We start from the raw sequence: 15,424 nt of genomic DNA, 5'->3' as shown, positions 1-15,424 counted from the left end.
CGGATGCGGCGGCGGTCAGCTGCCGCGGCGCTCGGCGACCTTCTTCTTGATGAGCAGCATCGGCAGGAACAGGGTCGCGAGGGCCGTCACGATCCAGACGATGACGGGCGCCAGCACCCAGGCGAGGGCGCCGCTGATCGTGAGCCCCGCGCCGGGGATCAGCACGACGACCAGCAGCGCGACGAACGTCGAGACGATGCCGATGCCGCCGAGGAGCGCCGGCGCGTTGCGCTGTGCGACGCGCGCCAGCCACGGCGCGAGGACGCTCTGCAGGACGGCGAAGATCACGATCGCGAGGACGAAGCCCCACCAGTCGCTCCAGTCGATCCGGAAGCCGTCCAGGATGAGGTCCGCCGCGATGAGTCCGATGGCCGCCGAGACGAGGAACACCACTGCCCGCAGCAGGAACATGATCATGCCGCGAGCGTAGCGCCGTCCGGGACGGCGCGTGCGTACGGCGTTCCGGCGCGCCATCCGCCCACCGCGCCGCATGTGTCACACATCACGCGGGCGAGAGCGGCGTCGACCCTCAGGTTCTGTGACACGCCACGGGCGGATGTCACAGCGGATGCCGGTGCGCCCGGCGACACCCGCCGGTTCTGTGACACGCGGGCGAGGCGGGGGCCGAGGCGGCGGGCGCGGGGTCAGGCGTCGGAGCCGAGGGCGGCGAGCCGGGCCTCTTCGTCCGCGGCGATGGCGGACGCGACGATCGGCTCGAGCGCCCCGTCCATGACCTGATCGAGGTTGTACGACTTGTAGCCGGTGCGGTGGTCCGCGATCCGGTTCTCCGGGAAGTTGTAGGTGCGGATGCGCTCGGAGCGGTCCATGCCGCGGATCTGCGAGCGGCGGGCGTCGGACGCCGCGGCATCCCGCTCCTCCTGCTGCTTCGCGAGCAGCCGCGCGCGGAGCACGCGCATGCCGGCCTCGCGGTTCTGCAGCTGGCTCTTCTCGTTCTGCATCGACACCACGATCCCGCTCGGCACGTGCGTGATGCGCACGGCGGAGTCGGTCGTGTTGACGGACTGCCCGCCCGGCCCCGACGAGCGGAACACGTCGATCTTCAGGTCGTTCGGGTTGATCTCGATCTCGTCCGGCTCATCGACCTCGGGGAAGACGAGGACGCCGGTCGTCGAGGTGTGGATGCGGCCCTGCGACTCCGTCGCGGGGACCCGCTGGACGCGGTGCACGCCGCCCTCGTACTTCAGGTGCGCCCAGACGCCCTGAGCCGGGTCGCTCGAGCTGCCCTTGATCGCGACCTGCACGTCCTTGTAGCCGCCGAGGTCGGACTCGTTGCGCTCGAGCAGCTCGGTCTTCCACCCCTTCGAGGCGGCGTACTGGAGGTACATGCGCAGGAGATCCGCGGCGAACAGCGCCGATTCGGCGCCGCCCTCCCCCGCCTTGATCTCCATGATGACGTCGCGCGCATCATCCGGGTCGCGCGGGATCAGCAGCCGGCGCAGGCGCTCCTGCGCGTCGGACACCGTCTGCTCGAGTGCGGGGACCTCGGCGGCGAACGCCTCATCCTCCTTGGCGAGCTCCCGGGCGGCCTCGAGATCGTCGGTCGCCGCCGCCCATGCGTCATGGGCGGCGACGATCCGCGACAGCTCGGCGTAACGCCGGTTGACGCGCTTGGCGCGCGCGGCGTCGGCGTGCACGGCCGGATCGGAGAGCTCCTCCTGGACGGACCTGTGCTCGGCGATCAGCCCTCGGACGGACTCGAACACGACGCCGCCGATCAGCGGATGCTGTTCTCGTGCCCGTGGCTCGAACCGCCGCCATGGCCGTCACGAGCAGGCGTCGGGATCGACTTCTGCATCTGCACGAGGAACTCGACGTTGGACTGCGTCTCCTTGAGCTTGCCGAGCACGACCTCGAGCGCCTGCTGCGGGTCGAGGCCGGCGAGTGCGCGGCGGAGCTTCCAGGTGATCTTGACCTCGTCGGCCGAGAGCAGCATCTCCTCGCGGCGGGTGCTCGACGCGTTGACGTCGACGGCCGGGAAGATGCGCTTGTCGGCGAGCTGACGCGACAGGCGCAGCTCGCTGTTGCCGGTGCCCTTGAACTCCTCGAAGATCACGTCGTCCATCTTGGAGCCGGTCTCCACGAGCGCCGTGGCGAGGATCGTGAGCGATCCGCCGTTCTCGATGTTGCGCGCGGCGCCGAAGAAGCGCTTCGGCGGGTACAGCGCCGAGGCGTCCACGCCACCGCTGAGCACGCGGCCCGAGGTCGGCGCGGAGACGTTGTAGGCACGGCCGAGGCGCGTGATCGAGTCGAGCAGCACGACGACGTCGCGACCGAGCTCCACGAGGCGCTTGGCGCGCTCGATGGCGAGCTCGGCGACGGTCGTGTGGTCCTCCGCGGGACGGTCGAAGGTCGACGCGATGACCTCGCCCTTGACGGTGCGCTGCATGTCGGTGACCTCTTCGGGCCGCTCGTCGACGAGCACGACCATGAGGTGGACCTCGGGGTTGTTCGTCGCGATCGCGTTCGCGATCTGCTGCAGGACGATCGTCTTGCCGGCCTTGGGCGGCGCGACGATGAGGCCGCGCTGGCCCTTGCCGATGGGGGCGACCAGGTCGATGATGCGCTGCGTCAGCTTCTCCGGGGCCGTCTCCAGGCGGAGGCGATCCTGCGGGTACAGCGGAGTCAGGTTGCCGAACTCGACGCGGCCGGCGGCGTCCTCGACCGACAGGCCGTTGACGGCGTCGACCTTGACGAGCGCGTTGTACTTCTGGCGGCTCGACTGCTCGCCCTCGCGGGGCTGCTTGATCGCGCCGACGACGGCGTCGCCCTTGCGCAGGTTGTACTTCTTGACCTGGCCGAGGGAGACGTACACGTCGCTCGGGCCGGGCAGGTAGCCGGTGGTGCGGACGAACGCGTAGTTGTCGAGCACGTCCAGGATGCCGGCGATCGGGATGAGCACGTCATCCTCGCCGATCTCGGTCTCGAACTCGTCGCCGGGCGTCTGCGTACGGCGCTTGTTGCGCTGCCGGCCGCGGCCCTGACCCTGCTCGTCGTCGCTCTCGACGGCCGGCTTGTCCTCCGGCTGCGGGGCGGTCTGGCCGTTCTGGGCGCCCTGGGTGTTCTGAGCGTTGTTCTGAGCGGCCGGGCCGCCCTCGCCCTTGGCGTTGCGGTTGCGGTTGCGGCTGCGCGAGCGGCTGCGGCCACGGCTGGGCGTCTCGCCCTCGCCCTGGGCGTCGTTCTCGCCCTGTGCGCCGGTGTCGCCCTGCGGGGCGTCGCCGTCCTCGGCGTCGCCGTCCTCGCTCGGCACGGACGCGTCGCCCGGCGCGGCGTCGCGGGCGGGCTCGGTCGTGGCGCTGTCGTCGGCGGTGTCGACCGGCTGCGCGGCGACCTCGGCGTCGGCAGCGGCGGACTCTGCCGGAGCCTCCTCCGCGGGGGCCTCGGCGGATGCCGCGTCGGCGGGCGCTGCGTCGGCGGGCGCTGCGTCGACAGGCGCTGCGTCGACAGGAACCTCGGCCGGGACGTCGCTGCTCTTGGCGCGGCGCGGCGCACGCTTGCGCGGCGCCTTCTTGACGGGGGCCTCCTCGGCGACCGGGGCGGCCTCGGCGTCGTCGTCGGCGGGAGCAGCCTCGACGGGTGCCTGCTCGGCGACCGGGGCCTCGTCGGCGACGGGCGCCTCAGCGGCGACCGGCTCCTCGGCGACTTCGGCGGGCGTCTCTTCGGCGGGCGCGTCGACCGTCTCGGCGGCGGCGTCCGCCGCGGCGTCGGTGCCGGTCTGCTCGTCGTCGTTCAGCACGGGGGCATCAGTGTTCTGGATCTCGGAGAGGGACTCCACGAGTACTCCTTCGTAGGGGAAAGGTCCGAACCGCTCGGCATCCGGTCACAGACAGGAGCCGACCCGACCCACATGATCGTCCGTAGCCGCAGAGGACAGCGGGCACCGGTCGGGGTTGTGCGGTGGTTCGCAGATTGCGACGGAGGTCAGATTCACGGGTGACCCGTGGAACCCTCCGTATGGTCCCTCACTGTACCACCCTTGACGTCGACGGCCAGCATGAGCGCCTCCCACGGAGTGTCCGATGCGGAGGCCGCGATCTCAGCAGCCGCAAGGCGCTGGCCGGGTCCGTCGGCGAGCACGAGGACGCTGGGACCGGCGCCGGAGACGACGGCCGCGAAGCCCTCGGCCCGCAGGGCGCGGACGAGGGCGTCGGTGGCGGGCATCGCCTGCGCGCGGTAGGACTGGTGCAGCTTGTCCTCGGTGGCGGCGAGCAGCAGCTCGGGGCTCTGCGTGAGCGCCGCGATCAGCAGCGCCGAGCGCGACACGTTGAAGACGGCGTCCTCGCGGGGCACCTGGAGCGGCGCGAGACCGCGCGCGACAGAGGTCGACATCGTGAAATCCGGGACGAACACGACGGGCGAGACGCCGCGGTGCACGAGCAGCTTCTTGTGCTGCGGCCCGTCGGCATCCAGCCAGGCGATCGTGAGCCCGCCGAACAGCGCCGGCGCGACGTTGTCGGGGTGGCCCTCGAGCTCCGTCGCGAGGCGCAGCAGCGTCGCGTCGTCGAGGTCGACGTCGCCGGCCAGGAGGCCCTTCGCCGCGAGCAGACCCGCGACGACGGCAGCGCCGGAGGAGCCCATGCCCCGCCCGTGCGGGATCGTGTTGCGGGCGGAGAGGTGGATGCCGGGCATCTCCCGGCCGCACGCGGCGAAGGCGTACGCCATCGAGCGCACGACGAGGTGCGACGCGTCGGTCGGGACGTCCGCCGCTCCTTCGCCGGTGACGGTGATCTCCAGGCCCGGCCCGTCGAGGGTCGTGACGGTGAGTTCGTCGTACACGCTCAGGGCGAGCCCGAGCGTGTCGAAGCCGGGACCGAGGTTGGCGCTCGTGGCCGGGACCCGGACGGCAACGGCGCGTCCGGCGTCCACCGGCCGCGACGCGCTCATCCCGCGGCCTGGACGGGAGCGAGGTCCAGGACCGAGGCGACCTCGCTCGTGGTCGCGTCCACGACGACCGGCTCGACGGACGAGCCGTCCGCGTTGCGGAGGGCCCACTGCGGGTCCTTCAGGCCGTGCCCGGTGACGGTGAGGACGACCTTCGCGCCGGCCGGGATGACGCCGGCTTCCACGCGGTCGAGGAGCCCGGCGACGCTGATCGCCGAGGCGGGCTCGACGAAGATGCCGACGGTGGAGCTGAGGAGCTTCTGGGCCGCCAGGATGCGCTCGTCGTCGATCGCGCCGAACCAGCCCTGCGTCGCGTCGCGCGCCTCGAGGGCGAGCTCCCACGACGCCGGGTTGCCGATGCGGATCGCGGAGGCGACAGTCTCGGGGTTCTTCACGACCTCGCCCCGCACGAGCGGCGCGGAGCCCTCGGCCTGCAGGCCGAACATTCGCGGAACGCGCGTCGAGACGCCGCGGGCGACCTCTTCGCGGTACCCGCGCGAGTACGCGGTGTAGTTGCCGGCGTTGCCGACCGGGATGAAGTGGAAGTCCGGCGCGTCGCCGAGCTGCTCGACGACCTCGTAGGCGGCGGTCTTCTGCCCCTCGATGCGGTCGGGGTTGACCGAGTTCACCAGGTGCACGGGGTAGTTGTCCGCGAGCTCGCGCGCGATCTCGAGGCAGTCGTCGAAGTTGCCGCGGATCTGGATGAGCGTGCCGCCGTGCGCGACGGCCTGGCTGAGCTTGCCCATCGCGATCTTGCCCTCGGGAACGAGCACCGCGGCGGTGATGCCGGCGTGCGCCGCGTACGCGGCCGCGGAGGCGGACGTGTTGCCGGTCGACGCGCAGATGACGGCCTTCGCGCCGTGCTCGACGGCCCGCGACAGCGCGACGGTCATGCCGCGGTCCTTGAAGGAGCCGGTCGGGTTCATGCCCTCGAACTTCACGTAGACGTCCGCGCCCGTCATCCGGGACAGCGACGCCGCGGGGATGAGCGGCGTGCCGCCCTCGCCCAGCGTCACGACGGTGGAGGCGTCGGTCACGCCGAGCCGGTCGGCGTATTCGCGCATCACTCCGCGCCAGAGGTGTGCCATGTCAGTTCCCTTCCACGCGCAGGACGGAGACGACGCGCTCGACGACGCCGCTCGCGGCGAGCCGATCCACGGTCTCGCTCAGGTCCTGCTCGACAGCCTTGTGTGTTCCGATGACGATCCGGGCGACGCCCGGCTCTCCGTTGCTCTCCCGGATGACGGTCTGCTCGACGGTCGCGATCGAAACGCGGCCCTCGCTCAGGATGCCGGCGACGGTGGCGAGCACGCCCGGCTCGTCGTCGACCTCCAGGGTGATCTGGTAGCGCGTCGTGACCCGGCCGATCGGGACGACGGGCAGGTTGGCGCGGGTCGACTCGCCGACCCCGACGCCGCCGGCGATGTGACGGCGCGCGGCGGAGACGATGTCACCCAGCACGGCGGATGCGGTCTGCACGCCGCCGGCCCCGGCGCCGTAGAACATGAGGTCCCCGGCGGCCTCGGCCTGCACGAACACGGCGTTGTTGGCGCCGTGGACGCTGGCCAGCGGGTGCTCGCGCGGGATGAGCGCCGGGTAGACGCGCACCGAGATCGACTCGCCGTCCTCGCCGGCGAGACGCTCGCACACTGCCAGGAGCTTGATGACGTAGCCGGCGTGCCGCGCGGCGTCCATCATCTGCTTGTCGACGGAGGTGATCCCCTCGCGGTGCACGCCGTCCAGCGGCACGGCCGTGTGGAAGGCGAGACTCGCGAGGATCGCGGCCTTCTGCGCCGCGTCGTAGCCCTCGACGTCGGCGGTCGGGTCGGCCTCGGCGTATCCGAGCGCCTGCGCGTCGGCGAGCACGTCGGCGAAGTCGGAGCCCTCCCGATCCATGCGGTCGAGGATGTAGTTCGTCGTGCCGTTGACGATGCCCATGATCCGCTGCACGCGGTCGCCGGCGAGCGAGTCGCGCAGCGGACGGATGATGGGGATGGCGCCCGCGGCGGCGGCCTCGTAGTACACCGACGCGCCGACCTGGTCGGCGGCTTCGAAGATCTCCGGACCATGCGTCGCGAGCAGCGCCTTGTTGGCCGTGACGACGTCGGCACCGGAGTTGATGGCCGCCAGAATGTGGCTGCGGGCGGGCTCGATGCCGCCCATGAGCTCGATCACGATGTCGGCGCCGACGATGAGCGGCTCGGGGTCGGTCGTCAGCAGCTCGCGGGGCAGGTCGGTGTCGCGCGGCGCGTCGAGGTCGCGCACCGCGATGCCGACGAGGTCGAGGGCGGCGCCGGCGCGGTCCGCCAGCTCGTCTCCATGCTTGCGCAGGAGCGCGGCGACCTGGGAACCGACGGCGCCGGCACCCAGCAGAGCCACGCGGAGGCGGCGGTATTCGGTCATTCGGTTCCCTCGGTCAGGCGGATCCCGGCGTCGCGCGCCAGCAGGTCGTCGATGGTCTCTCCGCGCACGATGACGCGCGCCTCGCCACCGGCGAGGGCGACGACGGGCGGGCGGGGGACGTAGTTGTAATTGCTCGCGAGCGAGAAGCAGTAGGCGCCGGTGGCGGGCACCGCGATGAGATCGCCCGGGGCGACGTCGCCGGGCAGGTACTCGGCATCCACCACGATGTCCCCGGACTCGCAGTGCCGGCCGACGATGCGGACGAGGGCGGGCGTGGCGTCGCTCGTGCGGGACGCGATGCGGGCGGAGTAATCCGCCCCGTAGAGGGCGGGGCGCGGGTTGTCGCTCATCCCGCCGTCGACGCTCACGTAGACGCGCTCGAGGTCGTCCGCGACGCGCACCGGCTTGACGGTGCCCACCTCGTACAGCGTGACGCCGGCGCGGCCGACGATGCTCCGGCCGGGTTCGAACGCGAGGTTCGGCACCGGGATGCCGTGCCGCACGCACTGCACCGCGACGGCGTCGACGATCCCGGTGGCCAGCTGCGCGATCGGGGTGGGGTCGTCGGCGGTCGTGTACGCGATGCCGAATCCCCCGCCGAGGTTCAGGACCGGGACGTCGCCGCCGGCGAGGAGCGCCGCGTGCAGCTCGACGAGCCGGGCGGCGGACTCCGCAAACCCGGCGGTGCCGAAGATCTGCGACCCGATGTGGCAGTGCAGGCCGATGAAGCGCAGCGACGGCAGCGCGCGGATGCGGGCGACGGCGGCGGGCGCGGCCTCCAGTGCGAAGCCGAACTTCTGGTCCTCGTGCGCGGTCGCGAGGAAGTCGTGCGTCTCGGCGTGCACGCCGCTGTTGACACGGATCAGCACGCTCTGCACGACGCCGTGGCGCTCCGCGGCCGCCGCGAGCCGCTCGATCTCGACGGGACTGTCGACGATGACCGACCCGATGCCCGCCGCGACGGCGCGCTCCAGCTCGGCGACCGACTTGTTGTTACCGTGCAGTCCGATCCGTGCCGGGTCGGCGCCGGCGGCGAGTGCGACCGCCAGCTCTCCCCCCGTCGCCACGTCGACGGCGAGTCCTTCCGCGGTGACCCAGCGGACCACCTCGGTGCTCAGGAACGCCTTTCCGGCGTAGTACACGCGGGCCTGTGCGCCGTGGCGCGCGGCGGCCGCGGTGAACGCCTCGCGCACGTCGCGCGCACGCGCGCGCACCCCATCCTCATCCAGGATGTAGAGCGGAGTCCCGAACTGCGCGCCGAGGGTCGTCACGGGGATGCCCGAGAGGGTCAGCACGCCGTCCCTGTCGCGGCCCGACGCCACCGGCCAGACCTCTTCGGCCAGGGCATTCGCATCCGCCGGCACGGCAAGCCACTCCGGGACGAGCGGGCGGGCGGGCGACGCGGACACGGGGATCACCAATCGGGCGGGAACGGGCCTGCGGGCGGTGTCATCACGCTCCGGCAGTCCTTGCAGTCTAGGGCACGGGTCACGGCCGGCCCGTCGGTGTGACGCGCCTCCGACACCTACTCGCAGGTGCCGTTCGCCTGCATGGCCGGGTCGCGCAGGATGCCGCTGTCGATCTCGAATCGCGCGACGACGCCGCGGTCCTCGACCTGGACGTCGTCGAGGGTGAGGGCGGCGGGCAGATACTGCGCGAGGCACACCGTCCACTCGTCGAGGAACGAGCCCACGAGCGGACCGAGCTGCTGCCGGACGGCGTCCGCCGACACCTCGGCATCGCCGAGCAGCAGGGTCGTGGGCGAGAGGACGAGGTCGCGGTCGCGCGCCTCCGCGGTGAGGCGCACACCCAGCGGGATCGAGGCGCCGAAGACGTCGAACTCGGTCTCGAGCGCGACCTCGGGCTCCGCGAGGCGGAAGGCGTCGACGGGGAAACCGTCGACGCGGGCCAGAAGTGCGCGGGTCTGCGCCTCGTCGAGGATGATCTGGGCGGATCCGCCGCTCCAGTCGACCCCGCCCCAGACGGGGACGTCCTGCAGGTCCACGCGGACGTCGCCGGCGAGGCCGTCCAGTTCGATGTCGTCGGACGCGAGCGTGATCTCGGCGACGCTGCCGACGGCGAGCTGCGGCAGCAGCAGTCCGGGGATCTCCACGTCGATCTGCTGATCCGCGGGGAGACCGAGGTTCGAGACCAGCTGGTCGCGGATGATCTTCGGCGCGAGGGCGCGTGCGGCGACCTCGCCCGCGACCACGAGCAGCGCGACGACGACGAGCACGACGACGAGCACGATCCAGCCGCGCCCGCGCCGCCGCGGCTCGTCCGCGACCGTGGTCCAGCGGACCTCGGGCAGCGGTGCGGTCGGCTGCGTGTCGCCGGTCGTCACGTCACATCCGCTCGGGGGCGCTGACGCCCAGGAGGCCGAGACCGTTGCGGAGGACCTGACCGGTGGCGTCGTTGAGCCACAGCCGCGTGCGGTGCAGGTCGGTGACCTCCTCGTCGCCGAGCGGCGTGACGCGGCAGTTGTCGTACCAGCGGTGGTACAGGCCGGCGAGCTCCTCGAGGTAGCGGGCGACCCGGTGCGGCTCCCGCACCTCCGCGGCGAACGCGATGATGCGCGGGAACTCCTGCAGGGCGCCGAGGAGCGCCGACTCGGTCTCGTGGTCGATGAGCTCCGGCGCGAACGCGGACCGGTCGACCCCCGAGTCCGCGGCGTTGCGGCCGACGTTGTGGGTGCGCGCGTGGGCGTACTGCACGTAGAAGACGGGGTTGTCGTTGGTGCGCTTCTGCAGCACGTCGAGGTCGATGTCGAGGTTCGAGTCGGCGGAGCTCCGCACGAGCGCGTAGCGGGCGGCATCCGTCCCGACGATCTCCACGAGATCCTCGAGCGTGACGACCGTGCCGGCGCGCTTGGACATGCGCATGGGCTGGCCGTCCTTGACGAGGTTGACCATCTGGCCGATGAGGATCTGCAGATTGACGTACGGCTCGTCGCCGAAGGCGGCGCACATCGCCATGAGGCGCTGCACGTAGCCGTGGTGGTCGGCGCCGAGCATGATGATGCAGCGGTTGAAGCCGCGCTCGCGCTTGTCCAGGTAGTAGGCGAGGTCGCCGGAGATGTACGCGGGCTGGCCGTCGGACTTGATGACGACGCGGTCCTTGTCGTCGCCGAAGTCCGTCGAGCGCAGCCACGTGGCGCCGTCGGACTCGAAGATGTGGCCGAGCGCCCGCAGGCGCTCGACGGCGCGGGTGACGGCGCCGGAGTCGTGCAGGTCGTTCTCGTGGAAGTACACGTCGAAATCGACGCCGAACTCGTGCAGCGACTGCTTGATCTCGCTGAACATGAAGCCCACGCCGATCGCCCGGAACGCCTCCTGCTTCTCGGCCGGCTCGAGCGCGTCGATGTCGCCCTCGTAGGCCAGCGCGACGCGGCGGGCGATGTCGTGGATGTACCCGCCGCCGTAGCCGTCCTCGGGCGTCGGCCGGCCTTCGTGCGCGGCGAGGAGACTGCGCGCGAACCGGTCGATCTGGGCGCCGTGGTCGTTGAAGTAGTACTCCCGCGTGACGGCGGCGCCCTGGGCGGCGAGCATCCGCGCGAGCGAGTCGCCGACGGCGGCCCAGCGCGTGCCGCCGAGGTGGATGGGTCCGGTCGGGTTGGCGCTGACGAACTCGAGGTTGATGACCTCGTCGGCGCGGCTCTCGTTGCTGCCGAAGGCGGCGCCCGCCTCGACGATGGTCTTCGCGAGCGCGCCGGCGGCGGCGGCATCCAGACGGATGTTGATGAACCCCGGGCCGGCGACCTCGACGCTCCCGACGCCGTCGACGTCGCTGAGGCGCGCCGCGATCTCCGCGGCGAACTCGCGCGGGTTGGCGCCGATGGTCTTACTGAGCTTCAGCGCGGCGTTGGACGCCCAGTCGCCGTGATCGCGGTTCTTAGGACGCTCGAGGACGAGGTCCGCGACCGTGAGTCCCTCGCTGGAGCCGGCTCGTCGCGCCTCCGCGAGCGGGGCGATGACGGCGAGCAGGGCTTCGGAGAGGGCGTCAGGATTCATAACCTCTCAAGTCTACGGGCCGTGCCCGCACCGTCCCCCGTTCGGCGCTCTCCGAGCGGTCGCGGACGGATGCCGGAGGCGTCAGGCCAGCTGGATCAGCTCGGTCGCGTCGTCGTGAGCGGGATCGGATGCGACGGCGACGATGTCGAACTCGGCGGCGTCGTCCGGCACGACGCAGGCGTCGACCCGCATGCGGGAGAGGCCCACGTGTCCGCCGTGGTAGCTGAGGAAGGCGCAGTCCGCGGCATCCCGGCCCGTCGCGATGCGCACGAGCGAGCGGCGGTTCGCCAGGCGGGTCGCGTCGATGACGTACCAGCTGCCGTCGAGGTAGGCCTCGGCGACGGCGTGGAAGTCCATCGGGCGAAGGCCGGGCGAGAAGCAGGCGGCGTAGCGGGCCGGCATGTCCATCGCGCGCAGCAGCGCGATCACGACGTGCGCGTAGTCGCGGCAGACGCCCTGGCCTGTCATGAGGGTCGTCACCGCGGAGTCGGTCCCCTGACTGAGCCCCGGCGTGTAGGTGGTGCTGGTCGCGACGAAGTCGCTGACCGCCGCGATCAGCTCGTGCCCCTGGAGGCCGCGGAATTGACGGCGCGCCTGCGAGAACACCTCGTCGGACTGGCAGTAGCGGCTCGGGCGCAGGTACGTGATGGCTTCGAGGTCGCTCGTGGCGCGCTGTGTGCCGAGCCCCTCGACAACCGCCTCGTAGCGGACCTCGAGCCGGCCGGCCTCGCCGAGGAGGCGGTGCAGGCGACTGCCGGACTGGTCGACGATCTCGGTCGGCGTGTACACGCGATCGCCCTGCGTGAAGGTCAGCTCCTCACGCACGACGGGCGCCGGCTGGGCCGCCGCGATCTGGAAGATCAGGTCGACGGAGGACCCCAGATCCAGGTCGAGTTCGGCGGTCACGATGCGTTGCACCGGGATATCCTCGCATGCCGTGCGGCGTCCTCCGGCACTGCCCTGCCGCGGGCTCGCGGAAGGGTGTCGACACGGTGTTTCCGTCCGGCCCGCAACGTGACGTACCCTCATCGCATGCGCGCGATCGACCCGACCTCCCGGCACATCCCGCCGTGGGTCCTCGCGGGGCTCGCGGTCGTCCTCGCGGCGGTCGCGGTGGTGGCCGTCTGGCGGCCGTGGTCGACGCCTGCGGCGACCGTCGCGGCCGGTTCCGGCGACACCGCCGTCGCGGTCACGCCGGACCTCCTCGACCTGCCGGAGAATCCCACCGTCCTGATCTTCGGCGACTCGTGGACGTTCGGCTCTGCCGCATCCGACCCGGCGCTCGGTTACGCGTATGTCGTGTCCGACCTCACGGGCTGGACGACCGTCGTCGACGGCGTGCGCGGCAGCGGCTACCTCAAGCCCGGCATCGACGGACCCGACTTCGGCACGCGCATCGCGGCGCTCGACCCGGCGATCGAACCGGACCTCGTCATCATCCAGGGGTCGATCAACGACCGCCGCCTGCCGGCGACCGGGTATGCCGCCGCCGTCGACGCGGCGTGGGACCGACTCTCCGCCACGTACCCGTCCGCGCGGATCGTCGTGCTGGGCCCCGCCCCGCAGGTGCTGCCGGTGCAGAAGGCGACGGCGCGGATCGACCGCGACCTCGCGCGGCTTGCCGGCGAGCGCGGCTGGTGGTACCTCTCGCCGCTCCGCGAGGGCTGGATCACCGAGGCGAACTATCTCGACGTCATCGACACCGGGATCGGTCGGGACCATCCGTCCACCGCCGGACATCGGTACCTCGCCGAGCGCCTGGCGGAGGCGGTCGCGACCATCTCGCGGTGATAGTCTCGATCGGTACGCCTCCGTAGCTCAGTGGATAGAGCGCCGGTTTCCGGTACCGTAGGTCGCAGGTTCGACTCCTGTCGGGGGCACCACTAGGAACAAGGGATCGCGGGTCACTCAGACCCTGCGGTCCCTTCTCCTTTCGCCGGGGTCGACTGCGTCCACCGGACAAAAGAAGATCGCCCCGGAGCCGGAGCTTCGGGGCGATCGTCAGTTGCGGTTTCGGTCTCTGTTCCCGGTTCTCTTGCGAGTCCCTGTGTCTCCGTTTTCCTTCGCGAACACCAAGATACTCCGCCCCGCGACGCCGTCAAGATGTCGTCGAGAAGTCATCTCGAGTTCATGTTGAAGGTGAGGATGCCGCCTCCCGCGGCGCGCGTCATCCTCCAGGATGACGCGGATCGGTCCGCAGGCCGACGCGCTCGGCCTCCGCCGATTCCTACCGTCGGATCATGGCCACCGCGACCCTCTCCGCCCGTCCGCACTCCCGCCGCATCTCCCCGGCCGAGCGGGTCTCCGCGGGGGCAGCCGCCGTCCTCTCGGTGCTCGGCAGCATGCTGGCGTTCGGCATCGTGGCGCTCGGCCTCCTGGTCGTCCCGGTCGCCGCGCTCGTCGTCTTCGGGCCGGCGCTGCTCGCGCTGCTGTGACGACGCGGGCGGCGCTACGGCGAGATGAAGAACAGCCAGTCCAGCAGCCCCGGATTGTGCGCGTGGACGAGCACCGCGAACACGACGGCGTCGAAGAGCAGGTGCACCGTCACGACGTAGCCGAGCGACTTGGTGCGGAGGAAGATCACGGCCTGCAGCAGTGCGAAGGGGATCGTGAGGACCGGGCCCCAGGCCCGGTAGCCGAGCTCCCACAGGAAGGAGACGAACACGATCGCCTGGAGGACGTTCGCGGCGCCGTCGGAGAAGTGCCGGCGCAGGAGCGCGAAGCACGTGCAGATGAAGAACAGCTCGTCCCAGATGCCCACGGCTCCGACGCCGACGAACAGCCGTGCGATGAGGTCGGGCGAGTCGACGACGGGCCAGTTCTGGTAGACCCCGCTCGTGAGGAAGTAGAACGGCAGCAGGAGCCAGCCGAGCACGAGGACCGCGCCGAGCCACATCCACTGCCATGGCTTCCACGCGTGGCCGCCGCGCCACGGGAACCGGATCGCCCGATCGCGATACACCCACCGCGAGATGACGTAGGGAACCGCGACGGCGCCGCCGAGGGCCAGCGTGAACCGCACCATGGCCAGGTTGTCGAGTTCGGCAGCCAGATCGATGGCGCTGACGATCAAGAGCCCCACCGCGATGAGCGACAGGTCGCGCGTGAGCGAGGGGCCGCGCTGCATCACGGCGCCACGCTCCATCAGCACGGCCCCCAGCATCCCCGCGGCCAGCAGCGCCCAGCCGAGCCACGACATCTGCAGCACGAACAGGGCCGGGGCGGCGAGGCAGATCAGCGCCGCCGGGATCGTCCGCAGCGAGACGACGGGGCGTATGCCCAGATCGGAATCAGTCGGCATCGGCGGCCCGCTCACTTGCCGTCGGCGCGGATGTAGACGAGATCGCGGATGTGGCGTCCCTTCGCCAGGCCCTTGCGCTCGAACGCGGTCATGATGCGCCCGTCGAACCGCGGGGCCCACTCCCCCTCGAACGCCGGCGCGAATCCGGCCGCGGCGGTCATGACCTCGCGCATCTGCAGCGCATAGTCCTCCCAGTCCGTCGCGAGGCGCAGCCGCCCGCCGATCCGAAGCGCCCGTGCCGCGACAGCCGGGAAGTCGGGCGCGATGAGGCGACGCTTCGTGTGCTTGTTCTTGTGCCACGGATCGGGGAAGAAGATCCAGATCTCATCGACGGATGCCGGAGGCAGCAGGTGCTCCAGCACTTCGGGGGCGTTGGCCTCGACGAGACGGAGGTTGTCGATCCCGGCCCGATCCGCGTCGAGCATCGTGCGGGCCAGGCCCGCACGGAACACCTCGACGGCCAGGAAGTCGGTCGCCGGCGTCGTGCCGGCGGCATGCACGATCGCGTGCCCCTGACCGGAGCCGATCTCCACGACGAGCGGGGCGGAGCGTCCGAACACGACCGCAGGGTCGATGGGCGCGCCCGGCCGGACGCTGGTGGCGGCGGCGTCCCGCTCGACCGTCAGCAGGTACTGGGGCGACAGCGCCGCCCAGCCGCGCTCCTGCCCGTCGCTCATCCGTCCGCTGCGGCGGACGAACGAGACGGGCCTCTCGCGGAACCGCGGGGCGTCGGACGCGTCGTCGTCGGCAGGTGCGTCGGCGTCGGCGGGATGCGGCATCCCCCCAGGCTACCCAGTCGGCCGCGCCACCC

General features: G+C 71.5%; 14 protein-coding genes and 1 tRNA gene. 3 read left to right on the top strand and 12 right to left on the bottom strand.

Translation table 11 applies throughout. From position 1 onward, the window contains the following. Positions 1-15: 15 nt before the first annotated feature. The 10 genes from QZL85_RS13435 to QZL85_RS13390 form a co-directional block, all read right to left on the bottom strand. Entirely contained in the window at positions 16-417 is a 402-nt protein-coding gene (locus QZL85_RS13435; RefSeq protein WP_295577590.1) for a phage holin family protein, read from the bottom strand. Between the two features lie 227 nt (positions 418-644). Continuing rightward, complete coding sequence (gene prfA / locus QZL85_RS13430) at positions 645-1,724, bottom strand: peptide chain release factor 1 (RefSeq protein WP_295577587.1); 1,080 nt, start codon at positions 1,722-1,724, stop codon at positions 645-647. A gap of 11 nt (positions 1,725-1,735) precedes the next feature. Further along, on the bottom strand, positions 1,736-3,754 hold the full coding sequence (gene rho, locus QZL85_RS13425; protein ID WP_295577637.1) for a transcription termination factor Rho: 2,019 nt from the start codon (positions 3,752-3,754) through the stop codon (positions 1,736-1,738). A gap of 191 nt (positions 3,755-3,945) precedes the next feature. Beyond that, positions 3,946-4,902, bottom strand: a complete 957-nt coding sequence (gene thrB, locus QZL85_RS13420) for a homoserine kinase (RefSeq protein ID WP_295577586.1) — start codon at positions 4,900-4,902, stop codon at positions 3,946-3,948. Beyond that, the gene (gene thrC, locus QZL85_RS13415) at positions 4,899-5,987 is read right to left on the bottom strand and encodes a threonine synthase (RefSeq protein WP_295577584.1); all 1,089 of its coding nucleotides are present in this window, start codon (positions 5,985-5,987) and stop codon (positions 4,899-4,901) included. Before thrC ends, thrB begins: the two co-directional genes overlap by 4 nt. A gap of 1 nt (position 5,988) precedes the next feature. Further along, the gene (locus tag QZL85_RS13410; RefSeq protein WP_295577582.1) at positions 5,989-7,302 is read right to left on the bottom strand and encodes a homoserine dehydrogenase; all 1,314 of its coding nucleotides are present in this window, start codon (positions 7,300-7,302) and stop codon (positions 5,989-5,991) included. Then, positions 7,299-8,711, bottom strand: coding sequence for a diaminopimelate decarboxylase (gene lysA / locus QZL85_RS13405; RefSeq protein WP_295577580.1), 1,413 nt, complete (start codon positions 8,709-8,711; stop codon positions 7,299-7,301). The genes QZL85_RS13410 and lysA overlap by 4 nt, the downstream gene beginning before the upstream one ends. Positions 8,712-8,827: 116 nt before the next feature. Next, a complete protein-coding gene (locus QZL85_RS13400; protein ID WP_295577578.1) occupies positions 8,828-9,646 on the bottom strand; it encodes an LmeA family phospholipid-binding protein in 819 nt (272 codons plus the stop codon). A 1-nt stretch (position 9,647) separates the two neighbouring features. Further along, on the bottom strand, positions 9,648-11,312 hold the full coding sequence (gene argS / locus QZL85_RS13395; RefSeq protein WP_295577575.1) for an arginine--tRNA ligase: 1,665 nt from the start codon (positions 11,310-11,312) through the stop codon (positions 9,648-9,650). Positions 11,313-11,393: 81 nt separating this feature from the next. Next, complete coding sequence (locus tag QZL85_RS13390; RefSeq protein WP_295577573.1) at positions 11,394-12,230, bottom strand: transglutaminase family protein; 837 nt, start codon at positions 12,228-12,230, stop codon at positions 11,394-11,396. 114 nt (positions 12,231-12,344) lie between these two features. Here QZL85_RS13390 and QZL85_RS13385 point away from each other — a divergent pair, with 114 nt between their 5' ends. From QZL85_RS13385 to QZL85_RS13375, 3 genes are all read left to right on the top strand, one after another. After that, positions 12,345-13,103: an SGNH/GDSL hydrolase family protein gene (locus tag QZL85_RS13385; RefSeq protein ID WP_295577571.1), complete on the top strand. Its 759-nt coding sequence runs from the start codon at positions 12,345-12,347 to the stop codon at positions 13,101-13,103. Between the two features lie 16 nt (positions 13,104-13,119). Continuing rightward, positions 13,120-13,195 (top strand) — tRNA-Arg (locus QZL85_RS13380). A 357-nt stretch (positions 13,196-13,552) separates the two neighbouring features. Next, on the top strand, positions 13,553-13,747 hold the full coding sequence (locus QZL85_RS13375; RefSeq protein ID WP_295577569.1) for a hypothetical protein: 195 nt from the start codon (positions 13,553-13,555) through the stop codon (positions 13,745-13,747). A gap of 14 nt (positions 13,748-13,761) precedes the next feature. Here the strand turns inward: QZL85_RS13375 and QZL85_RS13370 are convergent, their stop codons facing one another. Both QZL85_RS13370 and trmB read right to left on the bottom strand, forming a co-directional pair. After that, positions 13,762-14,613, bottom strand: coding sequence for a CPBP family intramembrane glutamic endopeptidase (locus QZL85_RS13370; protein ID WP_295577567.1), 852 nt, complete (start codon positions 14,611-14,613; stop codon positions 13,762-13,764). 11 nt (positions 14,614-14,624) lie between these two features. Then, positions 14,625-15,392, bottom strand: a complete 768-nt coding sequence (gene trmB, locus QZL85_RS13365; protein WP_295577565.1) for a tRNA (guanosine(46)-N7)-methyltransferase TrmB — start codon at positions 15,390-15,392, stop codon at positions 14,625-14,627. Positions 15,393-15,424 lie beyond the last annotated feature (32 nt).

The sequence above is a fragment of the uncultured Microbacterium sp. genome, from assembly GCF_900078385.1.
Lineage (GTDB): Bacteria > Actinomycetota > Actinomycetes > Actinomycetales > Microbacteriaceae > Microbacterium.
The sequence above is the reverse complement of the archived record's forward strand: the minus strand, read 5'-3'. Positions and strand labels throughout refer to the sequence as shown.